The 24025-nt window shown below is 63.0% G+C and carries 24 protein-coding genes; 10 read left to right on the top strand and 14 right to left on the bottom strand.

The annotated features are described in order from the left end of the window. Nucleotides 1–237: 237 nt before the first annotated feature. The 4 genes from IG169_RS21930 to IG169_RS21915 all read left to right on the top strand — a co-directional run bounded on the left by IG169_RS21930 (nucleotide 238) and on the right by IG169_RS21915 (nucleotide 3786). Nucleotides 238–603, top strand: a complete 366-nt coding sequence (locus IG169_RS21930; RefSeq protein WP_246717502.1) for a hypothetical protein — start codon at nucleotides 238–240, stop codon at nucleotides 601–603. Nucleotides 604–896: 293 nt separating this feature from the next. Next, on the top strand, nucleotides 897–2096 hold the full coding sequence (locus IG169_RS21925) for an N-acetyltransferase DgcN family protein (protein WP_193178385.1): 1200 nt from the start codon (nucleotides 897–899) through the stop codon (nucleotides 2094–2096). Continuing rightward, nucleotides 2093–3217 carry an alanine/ornithine racemase family PLP-dependent enzyme gene (locus IG169_RS21920; RefSeq protein ID WP_193178384.1) on the top strand — a complete coding sequence of 375 codons (1125 nt, stop codon included), beginning with the start codon at nucleotides 2093–2095 and terminating at the stop codon, nucleotides 3215–3217. The genes IG169_RS21925 and IG169_RS21920 overlap by 4 nt, the downstream gene beginning before the upstream one ends. Before the next feature lie 134 nt (nucleotides 3218–3351). Further along, nucleotides 3352–3786: an EamA family transporter gene (locus tag IG169_RS21915; RefSeq protein WP_193178383.1), complete on the top strand. Its 435-nt coding sequence runs from the start codon at nucleotides 3352–3354 to the stop codon at nucleotides 3784–3786. Between the two features lie 51 nt (nucleotides 3787–3837). Here IG169_RS21915 and IG169_RS21910 read toward each other — a convergent pair whose 3' ends face one another. The 4 genes from IG169_RS21910 to IG169_RS21895 all read right to left on the bottom strand — a co-directional run bounded on the left by IG169_RS21910 (nucleotide 3838) and on the right by IG169_RS21895 (nucleotide 7181). Beyond that, the gene (locus tag IG169_RS21910) at nucleotides 3838–4530 is read right to left on the bottom strand and encodes a Crp/Fnr family transcriptional regulator (RefSeq protein ID WP_193178382.1); all 693 of its coding nucleotides are present in this window, start codon (nucleotides 4528–4530) and stop codon (nucleotides 3838–3840) included. A 159-nt stretch (nucleotides 4531–4689) separates the two neighbouring features. Further along, on the bottom strand, nucleotides 4690–5178 hold the full coding sequence (locus IG169_RS21905) for a BA14K family protein (RefSeq protein WP_246717501.1): 489 nt from the start codon (nucleotides 5176–5178) through the stop codon (nucleotides 4690–4692). A gap of 105 nt (nucleotides 5179–5283) precedes the next feature. Beyond that, nucleotides 5284–6210 carry a pseudouridine-5'-phosphate glycosidase gene (locus IG169_RS21900; RefSeq protein ID WP_193178381.1) on the bottom strand — a complete coding sequence of 309 codons (927 nt, stop codon included), beginning with the start codon at nucleotides 6208–6210 and terminating at the stop codon, nucleotides 5284–5286. Continuing rightward, nucleotides 6207–7181 (bottom strand): carbohydrate kinase family protein, encoded by a 975-nt coding sequence (locus tag IG169_RS21895; protein ID WP_343225692.1) that lies wholly within the window; start codon nucleotides 7179–7181, stop codon nucleotides 6207–6209. The genes IG169_RS21900 and IG169_RS21895 overlap by 4 nt, the downstream gene beginning before the upstream one ends. Before the next feature lie 266 nt (nucleotides 7182–7447). Between IG169_RS21895 and recA the strand changes: the two genes are divergently transcribed. Both recA and alaS read left to right on the top strand, forming a co-directional pair. After that, nucleotides 7448–8536, top strand: a complete 1089-nt coding sequence (recA, locus tag IG169_RS21890; protein ID WP_193178380.1) for a recombinase RecA — start codon at nucleotides 7448–7450, stop codon at nucleotides 8534–8536. Nucleotides 8537–8734: 198 nt separating this feature from the next. Then, nucleotides 8735–11395 (top strand): alanine--tRNA ligase, encoded by a 2661-nt coding sequence (gene alaS, locus IG169_RS21885; RefSeq protein ID WP_193178379.1) that lies wholly within the window; start codon nucleotides 8735–8737, stop codon nucleotides 11393–11395. Between the two features lie 5 nt (nucleotides 11396–11400). On the opposite strand, the gene IG169_RS21880 is transcribed toward alaS, so the two are convergent. From IG169_RS21880 to IG169_RS21870, 3 genes are read right to left on the bottom strand one after another with little or no spacing between them, the layout of a single operon-like run. Next, nucleotides 11401–12006, bottom strand: a complete 606-nt coding sequence (locus IG169_RS21880) for a DedA family protein (protein WP_193178378.1) — start codon at nucleotides 12004–12006, stop codon at nucleotides 11401–11403. Beyond that, on the bottom strand, nucleotides 12003–12359 hold the full coding sequence (locus IG169_RS21875) for a hypothetical protein (protein WP_193178377.1): 357 nt from the start codon (nucleotides 12357–12359) through the stop codon (nucleotides 12003–12005). Before IG169_RS21875 ends, IG169_RS21880 begins: the two co-directional genes overlap by 4 nt. Before the next feature lie 31 nt (nucleotides 12360–12390). Beyond that, complete coding sequence (locus IG169_RS21870) at nucleotides 12391–13602, bottom strand: NADP-dependent isocitrate dehydrogenase (RefSeq protein ID WP_193178376.1); 1212 nt, start codon at nucleotides 13600–13602, stop codon at nucleotides 12391–12393. 206 nt (nucleotides 13603–13808) lie between these two features. Between IG169_RS21870 and IG169_RS21865 the strand changes: the two genes are divergently transcribed. Then, the gene (locus tag IG169_RS21865) at nucleotides 13809–14672 is read left to right on the top strand and encodes an RNA methyltransferase (RefSeq protein WP_193178375.1); all 864 of its coding nucleotides are present in this window, start codon (nucleotides 13809–13811) and stop codon (nucleotides 14670–14672) included. Next, a complete protein-coding gene (gene murI, locus IG169_RS21860; RefSeq protein ID WP_193178374.1) occupies nucleotides 14665–15498 on the top strand; it encodes a glutamate racemase in 834 nt (277 codons plus the stop codon). The genes IG169_RS21865 and murI overlap by 8 nt, the downstream gene beginning before the upstream one ends. On the opposite strand, the gene IG169_RS21855 is transcribed toward murI, so the two are convergent. Next, nucleotides 15475–16224: a DUF4336 domain-containing protein gene (locus tag IG169_RS21855; protein WP_193178373.1), complete on the bottom strand. Its 750-nt coding sequence runs from the start codon at nucleotides 16222–16224 to the stop codon at nucleotides 15475–15477. The two genes, murI and IG169_RS21855, sit on opposite strands and share 24 nt — an antisense overlap. Nucleotides 16225–16526: 302 nt before the next feature. Between IG169_RS21855 and rpsD the strand changes: the two genes are divergently transcribed. Both rpsD and ttcA read left to right on the top strand, forming a co-directional pair. Continuing rightward, on the top strand, nucleotides 16527–17144 hold the full coding sequence (gene rpsD / locus IG169_RS21850) for a 30S ribosomal protein S4 (RefSeq protein ID WP_193178372.1): 618 nt from the start codon (nucleotides 16527–16529) through the stop codon (nucleotides 17142–17144). 82 nt (nucleotides 17145–17226) lie between these two features. Further along, on the top strand, nucleotides 17227–18087 hold the full coding sequence (gene ttcA, locus IG169_RS21845; protein ID WP_193178371.1) for a tRNA 2-thiocytidine(32) synthetase TtcA: 861 nt from the start codon (nucleotides 17227–17229) through the stop codon (nucleotides 18085–18087). Nucleotides 18088–18105: 18 nt separating this feature from the next. Here ttcA and IG169_RS21840 read toward each other — a convergent pair whose 3' ends face one another. The 6 genes from IG169_RS21840 to purL all read right to left on the bottom strand — a co-directional run bounded on the left by IG169_RS21840 (nucleotide 18106) and on the right by purL (nucleotide 23956). Beyond that, a complete protein-coding gene (locus IG169_RS21840) occupies nucleotides 18106–19350 on the bottom strand; it encodes a multidrug effflux MFS transporter (RefSeq protein ID WP_193178370.1) in 1245 nt (414 codons plus the stop codon). A 17-nt stretch (nucleotides 19351–19367) separates the two neighbouring features. After that, the gene (locus tag IG169_RS21835) at nucleotides 19368–19850 is read right to left on the bottom strand and encodes a YtoQ family protein (protein WP_193178369.1); all 483 of its coding nucleotides are present in this window, start codon (nucleotides 19848–19850) and stop codon (nucleotides 19368–19370) included. Between the two features lie 124 nt (nucleotides 19851–19974). Beyond that, nucleotides 19975–21051, bottom strand: coding sequence for a DUF2332 family protein (locus IG169_RS21830; protein ID WP_193178368.1), 1077 nt, complete (start codon nucleotides 21049–21051; stop codon nucleotides 19975–19977). A gap of 28 nt (nucleotides 21052–21079) precedes the next feature. Further along, nucleotides 21080–21415 (bottom strand): Grx4 family monothiol glutaredoxin, encoded by a 336-nt coding sequence (gene grxD / locus IG169_RS21825; RefSeq protein ID WP_193178367.1) that lies wholly within the window; start codon nucleotides 21413–21415, stop codon nucleotides 21080–21082. A gap of 57 nt (nucleotides 21416–21472) precedes the next feature. Further along, nucleotides 21473–21706 carry a BolA family protein gene (locus IG169_RS21820; protein ID WP_193178366.1) on the bottom strand — a complete coding sequence of 78 codons (234 nt, stop codon included), beginning with the start codon at nucleotides 21704–21706 and terminating at the stop codon, nucleotides 21473–21475. A 12-nt stretch (nucleotides 21707–21718) separates the two neighbouring features. Further along, the gene (purL, locus tag IG169_RS21815; RefSeq protein ID WP_193178365.1) at nucleotides 21719–23956 is read right to left on the bottom strand and encodes a phosphoribosylformylglycinamidine synthase subunit PurL; all 2238 of its coding nucleotides are present in this window, start codon (nucleotides 23954–23956) and stop codon (nucleotides 21719–21721) included. Between the last annotated feature and the right edge of the window lie 69 nt (nucleotides 23957–24025).

Raw genomic sequence — 24025 nt, 5'->3', positions numbered from 1 at the left:
TCCGCGAAAAACCATTCGCCGGCATTTGGATCACGAAGGATGAAAGAATCCGATAGATAACGAAATGAAACAATCTGTAATAATTTGACATTCGTATTGGTTTCTGTAATTCAGACAAAGCGTAAACGCCAGTTCAAAGCGTGCGCTTCTCGAAAAATATTTGTATTCGTTCGACTCCGCGAAATGCAGAGCAATGAATTCTGAAAACCCGGCAGACGCCGGGCGAAGGGATATATTATGGAAATACCTTCTGCGTTTAAAGGAGAGTCGCTGACGCGACTGCTGCAAGGCACGGCCATTGGCGCTGTCGCGGCCATTGCAATCGGCTTCGGCTGGGGTGGCTGGGTGCTTGGAAGCACAGCGGAAAGGCAGAGTGCGAACGATTCCAAAAGTGCGGTCGTTGCGGTTCTTGCGCCGATTTGCGCGGACAAGTTCCAGCGTTCCGCCGATGCGTCGAAAAACCTGGAAGACTTCAACAAGGTCAGTTCCTACAAACAGGCCGCATTTGTCGAAGATGGCGGTTGGGCGGTCTTTCCCGGCAGCGACGGGCCAAGTGCCGGCGTTGCAAGGGCCTGCGCGTCCCTGCTCAGCGAGATAAAATGACTTTCAGGGCAATCGGGTCGCCGATTGCCCGGATGACCGTCACGTCCCTGGTTGACGAAGGGCGCATTCGTGATCCTGTTCAGCGTTCTGCTGTAACGGGCAATGCGCGTTTGGCTCTCCTGAAAACGAGTTGATGCGGCTGGCAACGCCGCTTCGGATCGCCGGCCTTCGGCAATCCGCAAACAATTGAATAATTCCCAACAGAACACGCCCGCGTTGCTTTAAATGCGCGGAAACGCCGGATGGTATATGCGATCCGGCGACGGGCGGTTGTTCCCCACCCAGGAGTTTCCATGATCCGTGTTTCCACCATAACGCAGGCGAAAGCGCCGGATGTCGTTGGCCCAATACTGGCGCAAAAGCCTCGCGCGACTGCCCCGGCGGCCGGAACGCGCGCTGGCGCGAAGCGAAACCCGACAGCCATCGTCTATTGCGAGGGAAATCTCGGCGCCATTGACGGCAAGACAGCCAACGGGCTGGTGCGCCATTCGGAGCGATACAACATCATAGCGGTCATCGACAGCCAGAAGGCGGGTCGCGACGCCGGCGAAATCCTCGATGGCAAGCCGAACCTGATTCCGGTTTTCCGCGGCCTCGCAGATGCCCTTGCTCACTGCGATAGCCTGCCGGACTACTTCATCTACGGAATGGCTCCTGCAACGGGCATGTTGTCGAAGCATGAACGCAAGGTCGTGCTCGAAGCGATCGGCCGCGGCATGAATATCGTCAATGGACTCCACGAGTTTCTCAATGAGGATCCGGAATTCGCCGCGGCCTGCAAGGCATCGAATGTGGAAATCCTCGATGTCAGGAAGCCTCGGCCCAAGAATGATTTGCGCTTGTTCAGCGGTCGCATTGCCGGGTTCGATTGTCCTCGTATCGCTGTACTCGGCACCGATTGCGCAATCGGCAAGCGGACTACCGCCTCCATTCTGACCCGCGCGCTTGTCGGCGCCGGCGTAAAGGCGGTGATGGTGACGACCGGTCAGACGGGGTTGATCCAGGGGTCGCGTTATGGCGTCGCGCTGGATGCGGTGCCATCGCAATTCTGCTGTGGTGAACTGGAAGCGACCGTGATCGATGCTTGCGAAGGCGAAAATCCCGACGTCGTGATCATCGAAGGGCAGGGCGCCTTGAGCCACCCGGCATTTTGCACGTCGGCTTTCATCCTGCGCGGCAGCGCTCCCGACGGCGTCATTCTGCAGCACGCTCCGGGACGGTCGCACCGATGCGATTTCTCCGACATGAAGATGCCGACGCCCATGTCCGAGATTCGCCTGATAGAGGCGTTTTCCGACACGAAGGTCATCGGTCTCACGATCAACCACGAGAACATGACGGACACCGAAGTCGGCGTGTCCATCGAGGCCTATCGCGACCAGCTCGGCATTCCGGTGACCGATGCATTGGCGCGCCCGAAGGAACTGCTTGTCGACATGGTGCTCTCGTCGTTTCCGCAGCTGGCAGGAAAGTTGAACGCTGCGGCGGCATGATCGCGCCGAGGCTGGAGATCGACCTCGATAAGATCCGCCACAATGCGACGGTCCTCGCGGCGCGCCTCCGGGCGCGCGGCGTTGCGGTAACCGGCGTCACGAAAGCATGCATGGGCGATTACAGGATCGCCGAAGCTTTTCTCTCGGCGGGCATAGGCACGCTCGGCGATTCGCGCATCGAAAACATCGAGGCGATACGCCGCGAGAACGCGACGGTCCCGATCACGCTTATCCGCTCGCCGATGCTCAGCCAGGTCGACCGGGTAGTGGCGCACGCGGATGTGAGTTTCAACACGGAGCTCGATGTCATCAGCGCGCTGTCGACCGCCGCCCGAAGGACCGGACGCCGGCATGGCGTTGTCCTGATGGTGGAACTGGGCGATCTGAGGGAAGGAATCATGCCGGGAGACCTGGCGGAGATCGCGCGCCGGACGCGCCGGTTTCCGAATATCGTCCTCAGGGGCATTGGCGCGAATCTGGCTTGCCAAAGCGGCGTATCCCCGGACGCCGGCAATATGGGCGAACTGTCCCGTTTGGCGGACGGCGTCGCCGAAACCTTCTGCCCTCGTTCCGGTATCGTGTCCGGCGGCAATTCGAGCAATCTGCTTTGGGCATTCGGCGCTCCGGACATTGGCCGCATCAATGATCTTCGTTTGGGGGAATCCATTTTGCTCGGACAGGAGCCGCTTCACCGCCGTGCGATAGACGGCCTGTATGTCGATGCCTTCACTCTCGTGGCCGAGGTGATCGAAATGAAGTCCAAACCGTCGCAGCCCTGGGGCGAAATCGCACAGACGGCATTCGGCAAACCGGCGTTCCGCGAGGATCGCGGCGACGTCCTGCGGGCGATCCTGGCGGTCGGACATCAGGATATCGATCCGGCCGGCCTTACGCCGCCGGCAGGGATCGAATTGCTCGGCGCAAGCAGCGATCATCTTGTCTGCGGCACCGGCGGCAGCCGCGTGGCCGTCGGCTCCGAGATCGCTTTCCAGCCGAACTACAGCGCGCTGCTCCGCGCCATGACATCCGGTTCGGTTACGAAGATTTTCTCGGGTGACCGTAAGCGCCTGCACGCGCCTTGCGGGCTGTCGTGTGCGGAGCCCCAATCCTCCGCGGCCTGAAACGGCACGCAAGGAACCGACTGCTGTGCGATTGCGCGCTGGCCCTTTGCGTTTTCCTGCGGATTTTTTCCACTATCCCGGCGCTCCCTTGGTACTGTGCGGCCGGTCAAACCGGCTGCGCAAGGGAGACGCCGATGCATGGATATTCGAATTCGTGGCAGTTCTGGGCATTACTTGCCGCGATCTTCGCCGCCCTGACCGCGATCTTCGCCAAGATCGGCGTCGGCGGCATCAATTCCAACTTTGCCACTTTCCTGCGCACGATCGTCGTTGTCGTCGCGCTCGGTACGCTGCTCTGGTTCACGGGCGAATATCATAGCCTGTCGGTTCTCTCCACCAGGACGGTCGTGTTCCTGGTCCTGTCCGGGCTCGCGACGGGGGCCTCTTGGCTGTGCTATTTCCGCGCCCTCCAACTGGGCCAGGCGGGCCAGGTCGCGCCCGTCGACAAGCTCAGCGTCGTCTTCGTCGCGATCATCGGCGCGCTGTTTCTCGGCGAGCGCCTGTCGACGATGGGCTGGGGCGGGGTCGCGCTGATCGCCGTCGGCGCCGTGATGGTGGCGGTCGGCTAGTTCCCGCCAGCGACGAATGAAATGAGGAGCTTAAGGGCGGGGCAAAGAGAACTAGTCCCCGCCGGCGTTCCAGCCTTCCGACAGGCGGCGGTTCAGTTCGCCCATGTCGGCCAGGATCAGTCCGCCGCGCGAGCGTTCGACCACCTTTTCGCGCTCCATTTTCGCGATCTCGCGGGAGACGACTTCGCGCCGGCAGCCGATGCGCTCGGCAAGCTCGAGCTGGATCGGTGGCGGCGTGACGATGCGCTGGCTGTCATGGCCCTTGCGTGGCTTCGACAACCGGATCAGTTCCGAATAGAGCCGGTATTTCGCCGGCAGGAAGGAATGTTCGGCAAGCCGCGTGTTGAGCGAACGGATCAGTGCCGACATCGATCGCATCAGCTGCAGCGAGACATCGGGCGCCTCGCGCAGGATCGACAGGAAGGCCGACCGGGGCAGCGTCAGAAGGCGGGTGTTCACCATCGCCGTGACATTCGCCGAGCGCGTCGTGCCGTCGATGGCGGCCAGTTCGCCGAAGAACTCCCCGTCCGAGAATTCGCCGAGGATCACCTCGCGGCCGGTCGCGATGCGCAGGATGACCCGCACCCGGCCGGACTGGATCAGGAAGACGTTGTGGCTCTCGTCGTCATAGTCGAGCACCAGTTCGTTCTCGCCGAAATCGCTGATTCGCGCCATCTTCGAAAACCGTTTGTCCTGCTCGTCGGTGAGCGCTGCGAAAAGCGAAAAGGACTTCAGCGATGCCATGGAGGTTTCCTGATCGGGAGGTGGTCGTACAGGGAGCGACATGGTTGCACAGATGACCGTTTAGTCAACCCAGACCCCGAAAGCCTGGCAAGGCTTCCGGGGCGGGAGCGGGTGACGCCGCGCGGGGGAGCATGACCGGCGTCAACCGGATGCGTCGCCTCAGTAATACGGCGAGATGCACTGCTTGCGCGGACCGTGATACGGCTGCCAGGAATTATCCCACTCGCGGAAGCTCTTGTATTTGGAATAGCACCAGTTCAGGTGCGCGTTCGCATCACTGGCGGGCTCGACCGGAATCGCGTTCTTGTTGGCGGCATTGGCGATTGCCGCGCCCGCGATCAGCCCGCCGACGATGCCCATGGCGGCAAGCGCGCCGGGATCGATGCCCGCCGACGGAGCTGGCGGGGCAGGCGGCGGCGGAGCCGGCGGCAGCGGGCCGGGACCGGCAGGCGGCAGCTTGAAACCACCTTGCTTGCATAGCCACGGCTTGGTGGCGCAGGGGCCGGGCGGAATCGGATTCGGGGCGATGATCTTCGGCTGGCCGAGCGGTCCGGCGCTGGCCTGGGCCATCGGGGCGATGCCGGAGGTCAAAAGGGTCGCGGCCGTTGCGAGGGCGGCGACGGTGGTCTTGATCGAGATGGTTTTCATTACCTTGTCTCCTCTTTGTGGGCCACGGATTTGTCCGTGGCGATGAGGAGAGCCTAGGCGACGCCACCAGCAGGCGGTGTGCATTCGGTCACAGCGGCGATGCGGTCAGGCGCCTGCCTGTTTCGCCGTATGGGCGACGGCGATTTGCGCGGCGAGCCTCGCATTGTTCTCGACCAGCGCGACATTGGTCTTCAGGCTCTTTCCGCCGGTGATGTCGAGGATGCGCGCCAACAGCCAAGGCGTCACCTGCTTGCCGCTGACGCCTGCTTCCTCGGCCTCGCGCACCGCCCGTTCGATCACCGCCGACATCTCACCTAGCGGAATTTCGTCGGCGGCGGGAACGGGATTGGCGATCAGCATGCCGCCATGGCCAAACGCGGCGAGCTGCGTGCGCGCCGCCATGAACTCGGCGATCGCCGCAACGTCGTCGAGCCTCAGCGGCGCGGTGAGGCCGCTGTCGCGCGACCAGAAGGCCGGAAAGCCATCCTGGCCGAAGGCGATGACGGGCACGCCGCGCGTTTCGAGAATCTCTAACGTTTTCGGCAGGTCGAGAATGGCTTTCGCGCCGGCGCAGACGACCGTGACCGGCGTGCGCGCCAGTTCTTCCAGGTCGGCCGAAACGTCGAAGCTCGTTTCCGCGCCGCGGTGGACGCCGCCGATGCCGCCGGTCGCGAACACGGCGATGCCCGCCATATGCGCCGCCATCATCGTCGCCGCGACGGTGGTTCCGCCGGTAAGCCCGCGCGCCATCGCAAAGGCGAGGTCGGCGCGTGACAGTTTCAGCGGATCCTTCGCTTGCGCCAGAGCCTCGGCCTGTGCGTCCTCGATACCGATATGCAGCACACCGTCGATCACCGCGATGGTCGCGGGCACGGCGCCCTCGGCGCGGATCAGCGCCTCCACCGACCGCGCCATCGCCAGATTGTCCGGAAAAGGCATGCCGTGGGTGATGATGGTCGATTCGAGCGCGACGACCGGCTTGCCGGTTTCAAGCGCTTCGGCGACTTCCCTGGATCTGGTCGTGGAGATCACGTGGTTTCGTCCTCTATGCCGGCGGGCAGTGCATGGATAGCGGTTTGCGCCCGAATGGCCGCGAATGCCGCGCCGGTCAACCGTTCGGCGATGGGGCCGATCGTCCGGATCGTCAGTTGCGCCGCGGCAATGCCGTCGCGCACTGCTTCGGCGAGCGTGATTTCCGGCGATTGCACCAGCGCCGCGATCGTCGCGCCCGCAAGCGCATCGCCCGCGCCGGTGACGTCGGTGATCTCCACCGCCTTTGGTTGCGAAACCGCGAAGCGATTGTCGCCGTCGAGCACCAGGACCGGTCCGGATCCGCCGGTCACGACAGCGCGCCTGAAACCGCGCGCGGCAAGTCCCGTCAGGCCCTTGACTGATGTTTCGGCAGCGAGCGCCTCCATTTCGCGCTGGTTCATGAACACCGTGTCGATCCGGCCGGTGACGGCAAGAAGCCGCTCGGCTTTTACTGGCGAGATGGCGATGGCGTAGACCGGTGCCGTAGCTAGATCGCAAATCGTTTGCAGCGCCGCGACGGGCAGGTTGGCGTCGACAAGCAGGGCGTTCGCGTCGGCCACGGCATCGCGAAGCGCCTTGCGGCGCAACTGGCGGGGCAGGGCGGTCTCGTAGATTTCCATGTCGGCGAGGCCGGCGACCTGGTCGCCGCCGATATCCAGGATGGCCGTGTAGCTGGCGGTTCGCCGGTCGAGAAACACCGCCGACATGTCCGTGATGCCGGCCTTTTCGATCGTGTCACCGACGATCGCGCCGTCATGGTCGCCGCCGCGCGCCGAGATCAGTCCCGTTGCGCCAATGCCGCGCAGCCCGGCATTACGCAGCGCATTGAGCGCGCCGCCACCGACGGACGACGTCAGATGGCCGGGATTGGACGCGCCGGGATAGTAGCGGCCCGAGACACGGCCGATCCGGTCGACATGGGCGCCGCCGACGCCGAGCAGGGCGAATGGATTGTCCGCGATTTGCTCCACGCTGCCTCCAGATTCGCACCGTACCGTTTTAACGGCGCCAATGTCGGCAGAATCAGGCAAAGATCAATGGCGGACGTCGCGGGGAAACGGCCATGCTAGGCCGCGCAGCGCAGGACCGTTAAGAGAACATAAACAAAACGAATTCTCTTTTCCGTGTTTTTTCAATACGATAGATGGATTGCAAAATAAGAACAAATAGCGTACAAATATTTGGGACAATTTGCAGTTTGCGCGGTATGCGGCGATAACCTAAGGGTGAGGGAAACATGGCTCAGAACAGTTTGCGTCTGGTTGAGGACAAACAGGTGGACAAGTCAAAAGCACTGGATGCGGCGCTCTCGCAGATCGAGCGGACCTTCGGCAAGGGGTCCATCATGCGGCTCGGCGCCAACGAGCAGGTCGTCGAGATCGAGACGATCTCGACAGGCTCTCTCGGACTGGATATCGCGCTCGGCATCGGCGGTCTGCCGAAGGGACGCGTCATCGAGATTTACGGGCCGGAAAGCTCCGGCAAGACGACGCTGGCGCTGCAGACCATCGCCGAAGCCCAGAAGAATGGTGGTATCTGCGCCTTCGTCGACGCCGAACATGCGCTCGATCCGGTCTATGCCCGCAAGCTGGGTGTCGCGCTCGAGGATCTTCTGATTTCGCAGCCCGATACCGGCGAGCAGGCGCTTGAAATCGCCGACACGCTGGTGCGCTCCGGCGCCTGTGACGTGTTGGTGGTCGACTCGGTGGCTGCGCTGACGCCGCGCGCCGAGATCGAGGGCGAGATGGGCGATTCCCTGCCGGGTCTTCAGGCCCGCCTGATGAGCCAGGCGCTGCGCAAGCTGACCGCCTCGATCTCGCGTTCCAACACCATGGTGATCTTCATCAACCAGATCCGCATGAAGATCGGGGTGATGTTCGGATCTCCGGAAACAACGACGGGCGGCAACGCGCTGAAATTCTATGCCTCCGTGCGCCTCGACATTCGCCGCATCGGCGCCGTCAAGGACCGCGACGAGGTCGTCGGCAACCAGACCCGCGTCAAGGTCGTCAAGAACAAGATGGCGCCGCCCTTCAAGCAGGTCGAATTCGATATCATGTATGGCGAGGGCGTCTCCAAGACCGGCGAACTGATCGATCTCGGTGTCAAGGCCGGCATCGTCGAAAAGTCTGGCGCGTGGTTCTCCTATAACAGCCAGCGGCTCGGCCAGGGGCGCGAGAATTCCAAGCAGTTCCTGCGCGACAATGTCGAGATCGCCGACGAGATCGAACTGGCGCTACGCCAGAATGCCGGCCTGATCGCCGAGAAATTCCTGGAGCAGGGAGGACCGGGCGACCAGGAAGACGACAGCGTCGCCGAGGCGTGATCGCGGCGCGGTTTCGCGCCTCAAATCAAAACGATTCTGCAGCGACCCGGTGGCCGGAAAGGCCGCCGGGTTCGTTGTTGGGGATGATGGCCGCTTGATTGCGCGGGCGCCGTCGCCGATATGCTGGACAGGATGCATCCGGATTGGCTATGGCAAGGCCCTTCCGGGGCATTTCCGGGTCTTTTCAGGCAGGTATTCATGAGCAGCGTCAACGACATCCGCAAGACATTCCTCGATTATTTCGCGCAGAACGAACACGAGGTCGTCGCATCGAGCGCATTGGTGCCGCATAACGATCCGACGCTGATGTTCACCAATGCCGGCATGGTGCAGTTCAAGAACGTCTTCACCGGACTGGAGACGCGGCCCTATTCGCGCGCGGTGACGGCGCAGAAATGCGTGCGCGCCGGCGGCAAGCACAACGACCTCGACAATGTCGGTTATACCGCGCGCCATCACACCTTCTTCGAGATGCTCGGCAATTTCTCGTTTGGCGACTATTTCAAGGAGCGCGCCATCGAGCTTGCCTGGAAGCTGATCACGAAAGAATACGGCATTGCCGCCGACAAGCTCCTCGTCACCGTCTATCACACCGATGACGACGCCTTCTCGCTGTGGAAGAAGATCGCCGGCCTGCCGGACGAGCGGATCATCCGTATCCCGACCCACGACAACTTCTGGGCGATGGGCGACACCGGCCCCTGCGGCCCTTGCTCGGAGATCTTCTACGATCACGGCGAAGCCATTCCCGGCGGACCGCCCGGAAGCCAGGACGAGGACGGCGACCGCTTCATCGAGATCTGGAACCTCGTCTTCATGCAATACGAGCAGTTGACGCCGGACGAGCGTGCCGATCTTCCGCGGCCGTCGATCGACACCGGCATGGGCCTCGAGCGCATTGCCGCCGTGCTGCAGGGCGAGCACGACAACTACGACATCGACCTGTTCCGCCACCTGATCGCGACATCGGAGGAACTCTCCAGGACGAAGGCGGAGGGAGAGCACCGCGCCAGCCACCGCGTAATCGCCGATCACTTGCGCGCCTCGAGCTTCCTGATCGCCGACGGCGTGCTGCCCTCGAACGAGGGCCGTGGCTATGTCCTGCGCCGCATCATGCGCCGCGCCATGCGCCATGTCGAACTGCTCGGCGTCAAGGATCCGATGATGCACCGCCTGGTGCCGGCGCTGGTCCACGAGATGGGGCAGGCCTATCCGGAACTCCTGCGTGCCCAGCCGCTTGTCGAGGAGACGCTGCTGCTCGAGGAGACACGTTTCCGCCGCACCCTCGACCGCGGTCTTACGCTGCTCAACGAGGCGAGCGCAGGCCTCGGCAAGGGCGACGCGCTGCCCGGCGAAACCGCCTTCAAACTGTATGACACCTACGGTTTTCCGGTCGACCTGACGCAGGACGCCTTGCGCCAGCGCGGCGTCGCCGTCGACATGGACGCCTTCAACGCCGCCATGGAACGCCAGCGCGCCGAAGCCCGCGCCAACTGGCACGGTTCGGGCGAGCAGGCGACAGAGGCCGTCTGGTTTGGTCTGCGCGAGAAATTCGGCGCCACGGAGTTCCTGGGCTATGAGGCCGAGAAGGCCGAAGGCGTGGTCTTCGCACTGGTACGCGACGGCGCCGAAGTGCAGGAGGCCGGGCAGGGCGACGAGGTCGCCATCATCGTCAACCAGACGCCGTTCTACGGTGAATCCGGTGGCCAGCAGGGTGACCGCGGTACGATGAAGGGCGACGGCGTTCTCGTCACGGTGTCCGATACCCAGAAGAAGGCCGATGGCCTGTTCGTCCATTACGGCAAGGTGACCGAAGGCATGTTGAAGCCGGGCGCCGAGGTCGAACTGGAAATCGATCACGAGCGCCGTGCGCGGCTGCGCTCCAACCATTCGGCGACCCACCTCATCCATGAAGCGTTGCGCGAGGTTCTGGGCACCCATGTTGCCCAGAAGGGGTCGCTGGTTGCCGCCGATCGGCTGCGGTTCGACTTCTCCCATCCCAAGCCGATGAGCGAGAAGGAACTCGACGACGTCGCCGAGATCGCCAACGAGATCATCCTGCAGAACGCCCCGGTGCGCACGCGCCTGATGGCGCTGGAGGATGCCCGAGAAACCGGCGCCATGGCGCTGTTCGGCGAGAAATATGCCGATGAGGTTCGTGTCGTCTCCATGGGCACGGCCGAGCGTGGCGAGAAGAAGGGCAAGACCTATTCGGTCGAACTGTGCGGCGGCACGCATGTGCGCGCCACCGGCGAGATCGGGCTAGCCCATGTGCTTTCGGAAACGGCCGTCGCCTCCGGCGTGCGCCGCATCGAGGCGCTGACCGGTGAGGCCGCGCGCGAATATCTTGCCGAGCAGGACGATCGCGTCCGCGCGATTGCCGCGACGCTGAAGACCAATCCGGACGAGATCCTGCCGCGTCTCGAGGCGCTGGTCGAGGAACGCCGCAAGCTCGAACGCGAACTGACCGAGGCCAGGAAGGCGTTGGCGCTGGCCGGCCCGTCAGGAGGCGCCGCAGAAGGGCCGGAAGAGGTCGCCGGCACGAAATTCATCGGCCGCGTCGTCTCTGGTGTGTCGCCGCGGGACCTGAAGCCGATGGCCGATGACGCCAAGCAGTCGCTCGGCAGCGGAGTCGTTGCCTTTGCCGCGTCGTCGGAAGACGGCAAGGGCAGCGTCGTTGTCGCGGTGACCGAAGATCTGACAGACAGGTTCAATGCCGTGGATCTCGTACGCGCGGCTTCAGCCGCGCTTGGCGGCAAGGGCGGCGGCGGCCGTCCCGACATGGCGCAAGCCGGCGGTCCGGAAGGCGCCAACGCGAATGCGGCCATCGAGGCGGTGCGATCCGCCATGGCCGGATAACGAAATTACCGGCCGGCTTTCCTGATCCGCCTGAAGCGGATCAGCAATTGCCAGCCGAGCAGAATCGTGATCACGCCGGCGCCAATCATCCAGGCGGCATTGGCGACGATGTCGGCAATCTGCGCGATCGATTGCGCAAACAGGCTTCCGAGCAGAAGATAGCCGCCGATCCAGATGATCTCTCCGGCGATGTCGGCGAGCGTGAACCGGTGCAGCGGATGCAGAGACAATCCGCTGGTCAGGTTGATCCACGGTCCGATCGGCGTGAACAGCCAGCGGCTCAGGAAGACGCTGCCGTCGCCCCATTTGCGTGTGAACCGTTCGGACTTCTTCAAATTCTCCTGCAGCCTCCGCGAGCGGTCGATCCGGTCGCGAAAGGCGGCGGCGGCGAAACGTCCGGCCGCGTAACCCGCGTGATCGCCGGCGACGGCGCCGGCAAGGCCCCAGGCGTATAGCTGCCAGAACGACAGGTTCCCGTCGGCCTGCAGTGCGCCCGCGGTCAGAAGCAGGATCGAGGTCGGCAGGGGCAGGCCGAACTGGCCGGCGGCGATGATCGCGAACAGCGCCGGCGCGCCGTAAAGCGAAAAGACGGCGAGGATCGTCTCCGTCATTGTCCCGCCGGCGCCTCACCGGATTTCGCCTTTGCAAGCGCCTCGTTGACGTCGCGAATGAGGCTTTGCACCGGCACTCCGCGGTCGTGCGCGATCCGCGCGATAGGCCGCCGGTCACGTGCCTGCGGATCGAGGCCGAGCGCCTGGCGCACCACCGCGATATCGACGCGATAGGACTTCGCCACATAGCCGGGCGGCATCCAGCCGGCGACGGCGACATTCTGGTGTCCGGACCAGTAGACGTAGAAGGCGACCGTGCGGGCGCCGAACACGACCGTGAAGAAAAGGGCGATCGCGAACGCGATCATCAACAGCCGGTTGGTGCGCCAGAGGGTGCGAAACGTCTCGTTCACGGCATCCCTCCGGCTGGTTTGCGTCCGGCGTTTACGCCATTGCCTTCTGCAGGTTCTCGTCGATCTTGTCGAGGAAGCCGGTCGTCGACAGCCAGGGCTGGTCCGGGCCGATCAGCAGCGCCAGGTCCTTGGTCATGAAGCCGCCTTCGACGGTGTCGACGCAGACCTTCTCGAGCGTCGCCGCGAATTTCGCCAGTTCCTTGTTGTCGTCGAGCTTGGCCCGGTGCGCCAGGCCCCGCGTCCAGGCGAAGATCGAGGCGATGGAGTTGGTCGAGGTTTCCTGGCCTTTCTGGTGCTGGCGGTAATGGCGTGTCACCGTGCCGTGAGCGGCTTCTGCCTCGACGGTCTTGCCGTCCGGCGTCATCAGCACCGAAGTCATCAGGCCGAGCGAACCGAATCCCTGCGCCACGATGTCAGACTGCACGTCGCCGTCATAGTTCTTGCAGGCCCAGACATAGCCGCCCGACCATTTCAGCGCCGCTGCCACCATGTCGTCGATCAGGCGATGTTCGTACCAGATCTTGGCTTCCTTGTACTGCTCCTCGAATTCGGCCTCGTAGACCTCCTGGAAGATGTCCTTGAAGCGCCCGTCATAGGCTTTCAGGATGGTGTTCTTGGTCGAGAGATAGCAGGGCACCTTGCGCTGCAGCGCATAGTTCAGCGATGCGCGGGCAAAGTCGCGGATCGAGTCGTCGAGGTTGTACATTGCCATGGCGACACCCGACGACGGTGCGTCGAACACTTCGTGCTCGATCTCGGCGCCGTCTTCGCCGACGAACTTGATCGTCAGCTTGCCCTTGCCCGGGAACCGGAAGTCAGTCGCGCGGTACTGGTCGCCGAAGGCATGACGGCCGACGATGATCGGCTGTGTCCATCCCGGAACCAGGCGCGGCACGTTCTTGCAGATGATCGGCTCGCGGAAGATCACGCCGCCAAGGATGTTGCGGATCGTCCCGTTCGGCGACCGCCACATCTTCTTCAGGCCGAATTCCTCGACGCGCGCCTCGTCCGGCGTGATCGTCGCGCACTTCACGCCGACACCGTATTTCTTGATGGCGTTCGCGGCATCGACCGTGATCTGGTCGTCGGTCTCGTCGCGCTTCTCGACACTGAGGTCGTAATATTTCAGGTCGACATCCAAATAAGGATGAATGAGCTTTTCCTTGATGAACTGCCAGATGATGCGGGTCATTTCATCGCCGTCCAGCTCTACGACCGGATTGTCGACCTTGATCTTTGCCATGGGAATCCTCGATTGAATGGGCGCCGCGGGCGCGGCTTGGGTAAGTGGCGTGGCTATAGCAAAGCCATATGTTCGGTGCAAACAATGCCATGGTCGAAAAACGCATTTACGGAAAGGCGGCGAGCGCTTTGTTTCGGCCGCTTCCTTGTTTCCATATGCGCCGGTTTGTGGCAGGTGCAGGCACCCGTATCGAACGAACGAAAGTCATGGCAGGAACAGACAAGCACCGTGAAATGATCGCGGAAGGTCCGGCGATCGTGCTGGTCGAGCCGCAGCTCGGCGAGAACATTGGCATGGTTGCGCGGGCGATGGCGAATTTCGGCCTCGCCGAACTGCGCCTCGTATCGCCGCGCGACGGCTGGCCCAATCCGAAAGTGGAGGCCGCAGCCAGCGGCGCCATTCACGTGCTGGAACGCGCCAGCCTTTTCGACAACGTGGCGGACGCGCTTTCCGATTGCACGTATGTCGTCGCGACCACGGCGCGCCAGCGCGAGGGGTTCAAGACGGTGCTCGGCCCGGTAGACGCGGCGCGCGAATTGCGCACCATGCACCGTCGGGACGGGAAAACTGCGATCCTCTTCGGGCGCGAGCGTTTCGGCCTCTACAATGAGGAAGTGGGTCTGGCCGACGATTTGGTGACCTTTCCGGTCAATCCGGCCTTTGCGTCGCTCAATCTCGCTCAGGCCGTGCTTCTGATGAGCTACGAGTGGATGAAATCGGGTCTCGCGGCCGAGAGCCACACGCCATTTTCCGGACCGGAATTCGCGCCGGCGCCGAAGGAGCATTTGTTCGGCCTGTTTGATCAGCTCGAACAGGCGCTGGACAGCCGCGGCTATTTCCGGCCGCCCGAGCGCAAGCCGGTGCAGCTGGAAAGCATTCGCGCCGTGCTGACGCGGCCCGGCTTCTCGGTGGAGGAAATCCGCGTGCTGCGCGGCATCATCTCCAGCCTCGATCGCTTCTCGCCATCCAATCCGCGCGGCGCCGGGTCGCCAGGCGACGATCCGCGCCGCGTATCCGCCGGCGGCAAGCGAACGAAAAAACAAACGGGAGCGGGGCGGTCCGATGGCTGACAAGCGCCCGCGTACCGCGCTTTTCTTCGACAGCGGCATAGGAGGACTTTCCGTCCTGCGCGAAGCCCGCGTGCTGATGCCCGACTGGCATTTCGTCTATGTCGCCGACGATGCGGCCTTTCCCTATGGTGCCTGGGAAGAGGACGCGCTGCGCGGGCACATCACGGAACTATTCGCCGTCTTGCTGACGCAATACCGTCCGTCGCTCAGCGTGATCGCCTGCAACACGGCCTCGACACTTGCCATTGATCACTTACGCAAGGTTTTTCCGGGCGAGACCTTCGTCGGCACCGTTCCGGCGATCAAGCCCGCGGCTGAACGGACCCGCTCCGGCCTTGTCTCCGTGCTGGCGACGCCGGGCACGGTCAAGCGGGAATATACGCGCGAACTGATCCGCCAATACGGCAGCAAATGCCATGTGCGCCTTGTCGGCAGCAACAATCTCGCAGCCATGGCGGAGACATATATGCGCGGCGAGATGATCGACGAGGAAGAGGTCCGCCGCGAGATCGCGCCCTGCTTTATGGAGAAGGACGGCCGCCGCACCGACATCGTCGTGCTGGCCTGCACGCATTACCCCTTTCTGGTCAACCGGTTCCGCAAGACAGCGCCGTGGCCGGTCGACTGGATCGACACGTCCGAGGCGATCGCGCGTCGCGCGAAATCGCTTGCCGGGGACATGGAGACATTGCCGGTGCGGCCAAACGAGCCGGATCTGGCGGTCTTCACCTCCGGTCATCCCGCGCCGGAAATACTTCGTCTGATGCAAGGCTTTGGCCTGACGCCGGTGTCTCTGGAAACATCAGCCGATCCCGTCCACCCATGAGAAGGCGCGGCGAATTTCAGCCACGCCGTTCTCCTCGAACCATTTGCCGTGCGCGATGACGATCTTCTCCGGCTTGCAGGCGAGCATCCATTCGACAACGGGCCTCAACCGGTCGTGGTGACCGGCGAAGGTGGCGCGCAGATCGCGCGGCGCGTGGCCATCAGGCGCCATAACGCCAATCAGGCGGTACATGAAGCGGGCGAGCCAACCGTGCAGGCGCTCGTCCTCGAAATTTTCGATAAGGTCCGTGAGGATCAGAACCTTCGAGGATTGGTGAAAGAAGATCGCTTCCTCGAGCACGCGGCTGCCGCGCGCAATGCGCTGATCGATTGACGCAGCCCAGTCTTCGGGAGGCGTATCCGCCAGATCATCGGTGAACGTAACGTCCGAGCGCGCGCGGACACCCGGCGACGCCCAGACCTTCGCGTCCGGAAAGCGCGCGGCCCACAGACCGATGGAGACATGATGGATCATGTTCGGCGAAACGATGTGGCGCACCGGCCCGAGCGATTGGATCATTTCCAGCAGTGCTTCGTCGGGACGCGTCGGCGAATGCAGCCACAATCCTCCATCCGGCAGGCGGATGATCGTCATGCGCGTCGGGAAGGGCCATTTGATCGGGATGCCGTAGCCCCATTGCAGCACTGGCCCGTTGACGATCCATATTTCGGGACCGATCTCTATAGGCGTATTCAGGGGCTCGTAGGCGTCGTAGGAACCAACCATTGGCATTCCCCGTTGTTGGCCGTTGTCACCGGATACTGTGACTCCGCGATTTTGATCTGTCGACCGCCGGAGCCACGACGGGCAGGGAACCGGCAGCGCTTGACTATTCGGCATTAGCTTTATAGATACCGCCTTGTGCAGGGTCTGTTGGCCCTGCATTTTCTTTGACGTATCCCGTGGACATGGCCGCAAAGCGTGCGTGGCATGTCCTGTCAGTCGGCGAAAAAGGCCGGCAGAGGAGGGTGCGTTTCCTTTGATCCGAAACCTTAGGTTTTGGGTGCAACTCTTTGAAAGGAAATGCGATGAGCAAGCGCGAATCGTCCAAATATAAACTCGACCGCCGCATGGGCGAAAACATCTGGGGCCGTCCCAAGTCCCCGGTCAACCGCCGCGAATACGGCCCCGGCCAGCACGGCCAGCGCCGCAAGGGCAAGCTGTCCGACTTCGGCGTGCAGCTGCGCGCCAAGCAGAAGCTGAAGGGCTATTACGGCGATATCTCCGAAAAGCAGTTCCGCAAGACCTACGAGGAAGCCGCGCGCCGCAAGGGCGATACGCCGGATCAGCTGATCGGTCTTCTGGAAAGCCGTCTCGATGCGGTCGTCTATCGCGCCAAATTCGTGCCGACGATTTTCGCCGCGCGCCAGTTCGTCAACCACGGTCACGTGATGGTCAACGGCACGCGCGTCAACATCCCGTCCTATCGCTGCCGCGTCGGTGACGTGATCGAAGTGCGCGAAAAGTCGAAGCAGATGGCGCTTGTTCTCGAAGCGACCCAGCTCGCAGAACGCGACGTGCCGGAATATATCGAAGCCGACCACAACAAGATGGTCGCGACCTTCTCGCGCGTACCGTCGCTCGGCGACGTGCCCTATCCGGTCCTGATGGAACCGAACCTCGTGGTCGAGTTCTACTCGCGTTAATCGGGGCCTTCGCCAGGGTTTCGAGCCGTCCCGGTATCCGGGGCGGCTTTTTGTTTGCCCGGCGATCGGCTAGGAAGCCCGCATGAACATTTCGACGCCGACACCTGAAGACGCCGCCGCGGACACCTTCCATCCGCTGTTTGCCGATGCGCCGCGCTCAGTCGAATTCAACAAGCTGCGCAAACGCCTGTTGCGCAACATGCGTCAGGCGATCGATGATTTTGCCATGGTCGAGCCCGGCCAGCGCTGGCTTGTCGGGCTCTCGGGCGGCAAGGACTCCTTCGGTCTCTTGGCGCTGTTGATGGACCTGAAGTGGCGCGGGTTGCTGCCGGTCGACCTGCTGGCGTGCAATCTCGATCAGGGCCAGCCCAGTTTTCCCAAGCACATCCTGCCGGACTGGTTGTCGAAAAACGGGATCGCCCACCGCATCGAGTATCAGGATACCTATTCGGTGGTGACCGACAAGATCCCGGAGAACCGCACCTATTGTTCCCTGTGCTCGCGGCTGCGCCGCGGTCATCTCTACCGGGTCGCGCGCGAGGAAGGCTGTTCGGCGCTGGTTCTTGGCCATCACCGCGAGGATATCCTCGAAACCTTCTTCATGAATCTTTTCCATGGCGGCCGGCTTGCCGCCATGCCGCCGAAACTGCTCAATGACGAAGGTGACGTGCTGGTCCTGCGCCCCTTGTCCTATTGCGCGGAAAACGATCTCGGGAAATTCGCATCGGCGATGCGCTTCCCGATCATTCCCTGCGACCTGTGCGGATCGCAGGACGGGCTGCAGCGCAATGCGATGAAGGCAATGCTCGCCGATATCGAACACCGCATGCCGGGGCGCAAGGACACGATGATCCGGGCGCTGACGACCGTGCGGCCGAGCCATCTGCTCGACAGGTCGCTCTTCGACTTTGCCGGGCTGCAGCCGTCGGTGAAGGACCAATAGCGCCGGCCGGAAACGGGCTTAGTCCGCTCCAGGGTTGGTGAACAGCCGACCGTTCTCGGCGATTAGCACGAGCAGCAACGTGATCAGCGACGTCAGCGCGCTGCCGGCGATCAGCGGCAGCGATGTACCGTCGAAGGTCTGGCCGATCGCCGCGCCGACAAGCCCACCGCCGACCGTCTGCGTGAAACCGAGGACCGACGACGCGGTCCCGGCCACCTTGCCCAGCGGCTCCATCGCGATCGAGTTGAAATTGGCGCCGATCAGTCCGAACAGCGGCATGATCAGCGCCAGCACGGCCATGAACAGCCACAACGGCACATCGTGGCCGTAGAACCAGACGGAAGCCACTGCGCTGATGGCGAGGTGGCCGACCAGGGCGCCATGCGAAAGCCGGCGCATGCCGATGCGCTCGACGATTCGAGCATTGAGCAACGATGCCATCGACATCAGAACACCGCCGGTGGCCATCGCGAGCGGGAAATAGGCGTGCAGTCCGTAGACCTCGCCGAAAATCGGCTGCGCCAGGTTCAGGAAGGCGAACAGCGAACCGAAAAAGAATGCCGTCGCCATTGTGTAGAGCAACGAAATCCGGTTCGACACCACGAGCCGGAAGCCCTGAGTGATCACCTTCACCGCCAATGGCCGCCGGTTTTCCGGCGAGAGCGTTTCACGCAGTCTGATTGCGCCCCACAGTGTCATGACGATGGCGAGCACGGCCATGAACCAGAAAATATGCTGCCAGGGCCCGACGAGAATGATGCCCTGGCCGATAAAGGGGGCGATGATCGGCACGACCATGAAGACCATCATCACGAGGGACATGGTCGACGCCATCGCGCGCCCGGCATGCGTGTCGCGCACGACGGCAAGCGCGATGACACGGGTTCCGGCCGCGCCGAGGCCTTGGACGAAGCGCAGAATCAGAAGCGTCGTGAAATCGGGCGCGAAACCGCCGGCGATCGCGCAAAGGATGTAGACGGCGAGCCCGAAAAACAGCGGCTTGCGCCGTCCGAAACGGTCGGAAATCGGGCCGAAGAACAGCTGCGCGCCGCCGAATCCCATGACATAGGACAGCAGGATGTACTGGACCGCGTTGCCGTCGATCCCGTAGGCGGACGAAATGTTCGGAAACGCCGGCAGCAGGATGTCGATCGCCAGCGCGTTGAGTGCCATCAGTCCCGCGACGATGGCGATGAATTCCGGACGCGAAACGCCCATGCGGGCGAGTTCTTCCGGTTCCGGCGGATTGACGGGCTTTTGCATGTCCAGCGATTGTCCGGTTATTCGGCGGCAGCCGCCTGACCGGTATACCCGGCCAACTCACCGTTTATGACATAGCGCAGGATATCCACAACCTGTGCGGGCGTCTTGGTGACGGCGAGCGCGGCAGCGTCGACTTCCTTCAGCGCGTGCGCATGTTCGTCCTGGTGCATGACGATGAGGGCCTTGCCCAGAGCACTCGCATAGCCGGCATCGAAGGCCGCGTTCCACTGCTTGTACTTCTCGCCGAAACGAACAACGACAATATCGGCGGCCGAGATAAGGGTGCGGGTGCGGATCGCGTTCATCTGCGCGCCCTTGTGGTCGTGCCAGAACTTGTCCGGTTCAGCGCCGAGAATGGCGACGCCGCAATCGTCGGAGGCTTCGTGATGGGTCACCGGGCCGGTGAAGCTGACGGGCAGGCCGGCGGCCCTTGCGCCGTCCTCGATCTGATGGCGCCAGTCGGTGTGGATTTCGCCGGAGAGGTAGATGGTCCAGGTCATGGTGCGAACTCCTTCTTATGCGACGCCATAAAGGACAAGCGGCGTTAAAAGTCCATCGGACGGGGTAATTTTTCATCCAGTGAGATTCCGGGCATGCCGGAAGGATGAATCACGCCGTCTGGTATCAGACTGGCGGACCCCAATCGACCCAGCGGCCATGAAAATCGCCGCGGCCGAGCGTGACCGTTTCGCCAGCGGGCGAATCTCCCGTCCATGTGGTCACGACGATCGGCGCGCCATTGGGCTTGTCGTCGGTTTCGAAGCGCAGCCAGGCAAACGGCGCGTCCGTTGTTGCCCTGGCGCCGGCGTCCGCGATCAGGGCTTGCGCGCGCGCCCGTTCGTCGTCCGGCATGTATTGCCACATGATGGTGTGGAAGACGGCATGCACGTGGCCCGGATAACGCTCGGCGAGCCGTTCTGCGAGCCAGTCCGAGGCGGTGGCCGGATGGACCGTCGGCGGATGATCCTGCGCCACGGCAAGCGCGCCGCGAAGCCGCGCGAGGCGCGCCGGCTGGTCAGGCCAGACATAGGACTTCAACCGCAGCCGTTCCCGTTCGTCACCGACCGAGATCGGCGCGATGTCACAGCCGCCACTGTCGCGGACCGAGACGGGAAGGGGAGCGGGCAGCACATTGCCGCGCACTTCGCAGGCGAGCGTCACCGGGGAATCGAGATCACCCCATCCCCAGCCGCCGAATTCATAGCGATAGCGGTGCCAGTTCTGGTTCAGCCCGGCGCTCGAACCGAGTTCGGAGAGGACGAAGGGCATCCCGAAACGCGCTTGCAGATGCAAAAAGGCGGGAAGCAGCACGGCCGAACGCGCCGTTTCGTTGGTTTGTGGTGCATTGTCGAGAAAACCGTCGATAAAGTCGCCGTGGCGCGAAATTGCATCCATCACTGCATCGTGAATGGCCGCGTCGCTGGCCTCGTTCGGCGGGTAGGCGTCCGAGAGCGTTGTGTCCCGTTCGCCAAGGACGAGATTGTGCAAGGCGCCCGTCAGCCGCAAGGGCAGGGCGTCTCCCGCGGAATCGAGCCGGCCGGCCCATCCGGCGAGCCGGTCGTGTACGGGGCCGGGCGGCACGCCCTCATCGGCGACGAAGGCGCAAAGGCGCGCCGTGAACGGCGAACCGAGTGCAAGGCAGGATTGCTCCTGTTTGCGGAAAGCGTCTGCAATGTGCGGCGGAAGCGGGACGGCGCTCACGATCTCACCGTCACATCGCCCGGCATTCTCAGGCCGCGCCTTTGACGGCGACGCCCTTTTCCTGCATGTGATCCTGCAATTCGCCTGCCTGGAACATCTCGCGGATGATGTCGCAACCGCCGACGAATTCGCCCTTCACATAGAGCTGCGGGATGGTCGGCCAGCTGGAATAATCCTTGATGCCCTGGCGCAGGTCATCGTCTGCGAGCACGTTGATGCCTTTGTAGTCGACGCCGAGATAGTCGAGGATCTGGACGACCTGGCCGGAAAAACCGCACTGCGGAAATCCGGGTGTGCCCTTCATGAAAAGCACGACGTCGTTCGCCTTCACTTCCTGATCGATGAAATCGTTGATTCCGCTCATTTTAGTTCCTTTCAGTTCCGGGCCGAACGCCCGGCGGTTCGCTTGTCTTGCGGCATTTCAATCCGGAGCGCTGGTCTGCAGCGCGAGCGCATGCAGAACGCCGCCCATGTTTCCCTGCAGCGCCTGATAGACCATCTGGTGCTGCTGGACCCGCGACTTGCCGCGGAAACTCTCCGAGACGACTTCCGCCGCATAGTGGTCGCCGTCGCCCGCCAGATCCCGGATCGTCACCTTGGCGTCCGGTATCCCCGCCTTGATCAATTTCTCGATTTCCGAGGCGTTCATGGGCATGAAGTTTGTCTCCTACTCTGCGGCTTCGGCGTGTTTCGTGGCGTCCATGAAATCGGGAAACCAGGATTCATGGATTTCCGCCAGTTCCCTGACAGATATGGCCACCGGGGTCGGTCCCGTCAATGAGAGGTTTTCTCCGCCGGCCTTGCCGAGCTCGCGGAACGGAATGCCGGCGCCTTCCGCGTTGAGCGCGAAGAAGTGCGCGTCCTGCGCCTTGACCGTCACGAGATAGCGGCCCTGATCCTCGCCGAAGAGGAGCGCATGCAGCGGCGCTGCGTCGCCCGCGTCGACCGTCGCACCCTTGCCGGAGGCGATGCACATCTCGGCAAGCGCGATGATCATGCCGCCGTCGGAGAGGTCGTGGCAGGCCGTAACCTGGCTGTTGCGGATCGCCGAGCGGACGAAGTCGCCGTTGCGTTTCTCGCAATAGAGATCGACTGGCGGCGGCGGTCCGTCCGTGCGCTCGTTGACGATCCGGTTGAAGATCGACTGGCCAAGATGCGTGCCGTCGCCGCCGAGCAGGAAGATTGTGTCGCCGTCCTGCATGGTGTTGATGCGCGCCATTACCGAATAATCCGGCAGCAGGCCGACACCGGCGATTGTCGGGGTCGGCAGGATCGCCTCGCCATTGGTCTCGTTGTAGAGCGATACGTTGCCCGAGACGATCGGGAATCCGAGCGCCGTGCAGGCCTCGCCGATCCCCTCGATGGCGCGAACCAGTTGCCCCATGATTTCGGGCTTCTGCGGATTGCCGAAATTGAGGTTGTCCGTCGCCGCCAGTGGTTCGGCGCCGGTGGCGGTGATGTTGCGCCAGCATTCGGCGACCGCCTGCTTACCGCCCTCAAAGGGATCGGCCTCGCAATAGCGCGGCGTCACGTCGGAGGAAAAGGCGAGCGCCTTGGTCTCGTGCCCTTCGACGCGCACAACGCCGGCGTCGCCGCCCGGGAGCTGCAGCGAATTGCCCTGGATCAGCGTGTCATACTGCTCCCATACCCAGCGCCGGGACGCCATGTTCGGCGATCCCAGGATCTGCCTGATGGCAGCGCCGTAATCTTCCGGCTCCGCGAACTGGGCCGCGTCCATTGGCTGGTACTGCGCCGGCGTCATCCACGGACGGTCGTATTCCGGAGCTTCGTCGCCCAGTTCCTTGATCGGCAGGTTGGCGACTTGCTCGCCCTCGTGGCGGATACGGAACCGCAGGTCGTCCGTGGTCTCGCCGACGATCGCGAAGTCGAGGCCCCATTTGTGGAAGATCGCCTTGGCTTCCTCTTCCTTTTCGGGCCGGAGCACCATCAGCATGCGCTCCTGGCTTTCCGACAGCATCATCTCGTAGGCGCTCATGCGTTCCTCGCGCACCGGCACCTTGTCGAGATCCAATTCGATGCCGAGATTGCCCTTTGCGCCCATCTCGACGGCCGAGCAGGTCAGTCCGGCCGCACCCATGTCCTGGATGGCGATGACCGCGCCCGATGCCATCAGTTCGAGACAGGCCTCGAGCAGGCATTTCTCGGTGAACGGGTCGCCGACCTGCACGGTCGGGCGCTTCTGGTCGATGTCGTCGCCGAATTCCGCGGAGGCCATCGTCGCGCCGCCGACGCCGTCGCGTCCCGTCTTCGCGCCGAGATAAACGACGGGCAGGCCGACGCCCTTGGCTTCTGACAGGAAGATCGCATCGGTCTTGGCGATCCCGGCTGCAAACGCGTTGACGAGGATGTTGCCGTTGTAGCGGGCATCGAACTCGACCTCGCCGCCGACGGTCGGCACGCCGAAGGAATTGCCGTAACCGCCGACCCCGGCGACAACGCCGGAGACAAGATGGCGGGTCTTCGGATGTTCGGGCTCGCCGAAGCGAAGCGCATTCATCGCCGCGACCGGCCGCGCGCCCATTGTGAATACGTCGCGCAGGATGCCGCCGACGCCCGTCGCCGCGCCCTGATAGGGCTCGATATAGGACGGGTGGTTGTGGCTCTCCATCTTGAAGACGACGCAGTCGCCATCGCCGATATCGACCACGCCGGCGTTTTCGCCCGGGCCCTGGATCACCTGCGGCCCGGTGGTCGGCAGGGTCTTCAGCCATTTCTTGGAGGACTTGTAGGAACAGTGTTCGTTCCACATCGCCGACCAGATGCCGAGTTCGGTAAATGTCGGCTCGCGCCCGGTCAGTTCGAGGATGCGGTCATATTCGTCGGGCGTGATGCCGTGGGCTTCGACGAGTTCGGGAGTGATCGGGATCGAGTTGCGAATGGTCATAAAGGGCCGTGCGGAGGTTGCTGCCAAGGTGTGTGAGAGCCGAATACACCAAAAGGCGGGCCCGCTAAA

This window comes from Oricola nitratireducens (assembly GCF_014904745.1).
In the GTDB taxonomy this organism is placed as follows: Bacteria; Pseudomonadota; Alphaproteobacteria; order Rhizobiales; family Rhizobiaceae; genus Oricola; species Oricola nitratireducens.
The sequence above is the reverse complement of the archived record's forward strand: the minus strand, read 5'-3'. Positions and strand labels throughout refer to the sequence as shown.

Coding starts and splice junctions, on each gene's coding strand:
- alaS (WP_193178379.1), top strand. CDS start 8,735: ATGAGCAGCGTCAACGACATCCGCAAGACATTCCTCGATTATTTCGCG.
- IG169_RS21920 (WP_193178384.1), top strand. CDS start 2,093: ATGATCGCGCCGAGGCTGGAGATCGACCTCGATAAGATCCGCCACAAT.
- IG169_RS21835 (WP_193178369.1), bottom strand. CDS start 19,850: ATGACCTGGACCATCTACCTCTCCGGCGAAATCCACACCGACTGGCGC.
- IG169_RS21820 (WP_193178366.1), bottom strand. CDS start 21,706: ATGCCCATGAACGCCTCGGAAATCGAGAAATTGATCAAGGCGGGGATA.
- recA (WP_193178380.1), top strand. CDS start 7,448: ATGGCTCAGAACAGTTTGCGTCTGGTTGAGGACAAACAGGTGGACAAG.
- purL (WP_193178365.1), bottom strand. CDS start 23,956: ATGACCATTCGCAACTCGATCCCGATCACTCCCGAACTCGTCGAAGCC.
- rpsD (WP_193178372.1), top strand. CDS start 16,527: ATGAGCAAGCGCGAATCGTCCAAATATAAACTCGACCGCCGCATGGGC.
- IG169_RS21855 (WP_193178373.1), bottom strand. CDS start 16,224: ATGGTTGGTTCCTACGACGCCTACGAGCCCCTGAATACGCCTATAGAG.
- IG169_RS21915 (WP_193178383.1), top strand. CDS start 3,352: ATGCATGGATATTCGAATTCGTGGCAGTTCTGGGCATTACTTGCCGCG.
- IG169_RS21870 (WP_193178376.1), bottom strand. CDS start 13,602: ATGGCAAAGATCAAGGTCGACAATCCGGTCGTAGAGCTGGACGGCGAT.
- IG169_RS21905 (WP_246717501.1), bottom strand. CDS start 5,178: ATGAAAACCATCTCGATCAAGACCACCGTCGCCGCCCTCGCAACGGCC.
- ttcA (WP_193178371.1), top strand. CDS start 17,227: ATGAACATTTCGACGCCGACACCTGAAGACGCCGCCGCGGACACCTTC.
- murI (WP_193178374.1), top strand. CDS start 14,665: ATGGCTGACAAGCGCCCGCGTACCGCGCTTTTCTTCGACAGCGGCATA.
- grxD (WP_193178367.1), bottom strand. CDS start 21,415: ATGAGCGGAATCAACGATTTCATCGATCAGGAAGTGAAGGCGAACGAC.
- IG169_RS21910 (WP_193178382.1), bottom strand. CDS start 4,530: ATGGCATCGCTGAAGTCCTTTTCGCTTTTCGCAGCGCTCACCGACGAG.
- IG169_RS21880 (WP_193178378.1), bottom strand. CDS start 12,006: ATGACGGAGACGATCCTCGCCGTCTTTTCGCTTTACGGCGCGCCGGCG.
- IG169_RS21840 (WP_193178370.1), bottom strand. CDS start 19,350: ATGCAAAAGCCCGTCAATCCGCCGGAACCGGAAGAACTCGCCCGCATG.
- IG169_RS21865 (WP_193178375.1), top strand. CDS start 13,809: ATGGCAGGAACAGACAAGCACCGTGAAATGATCGCGGAAGGTCCGGCG.
- IG169_RS21925 (WP_193178385.1), top strand. CDS start 897: ATGATCCGTGTTTCCACCATAACGCAGGCGAAAGCGCCGGATGTCGTT.
- IG169_RS21930 (WP_246717502.1), top strand. CDS start 238: ATGGAAATACCTTCTGCGTTTAAAGGAGAGTCGCTGACGCGACTGCTG.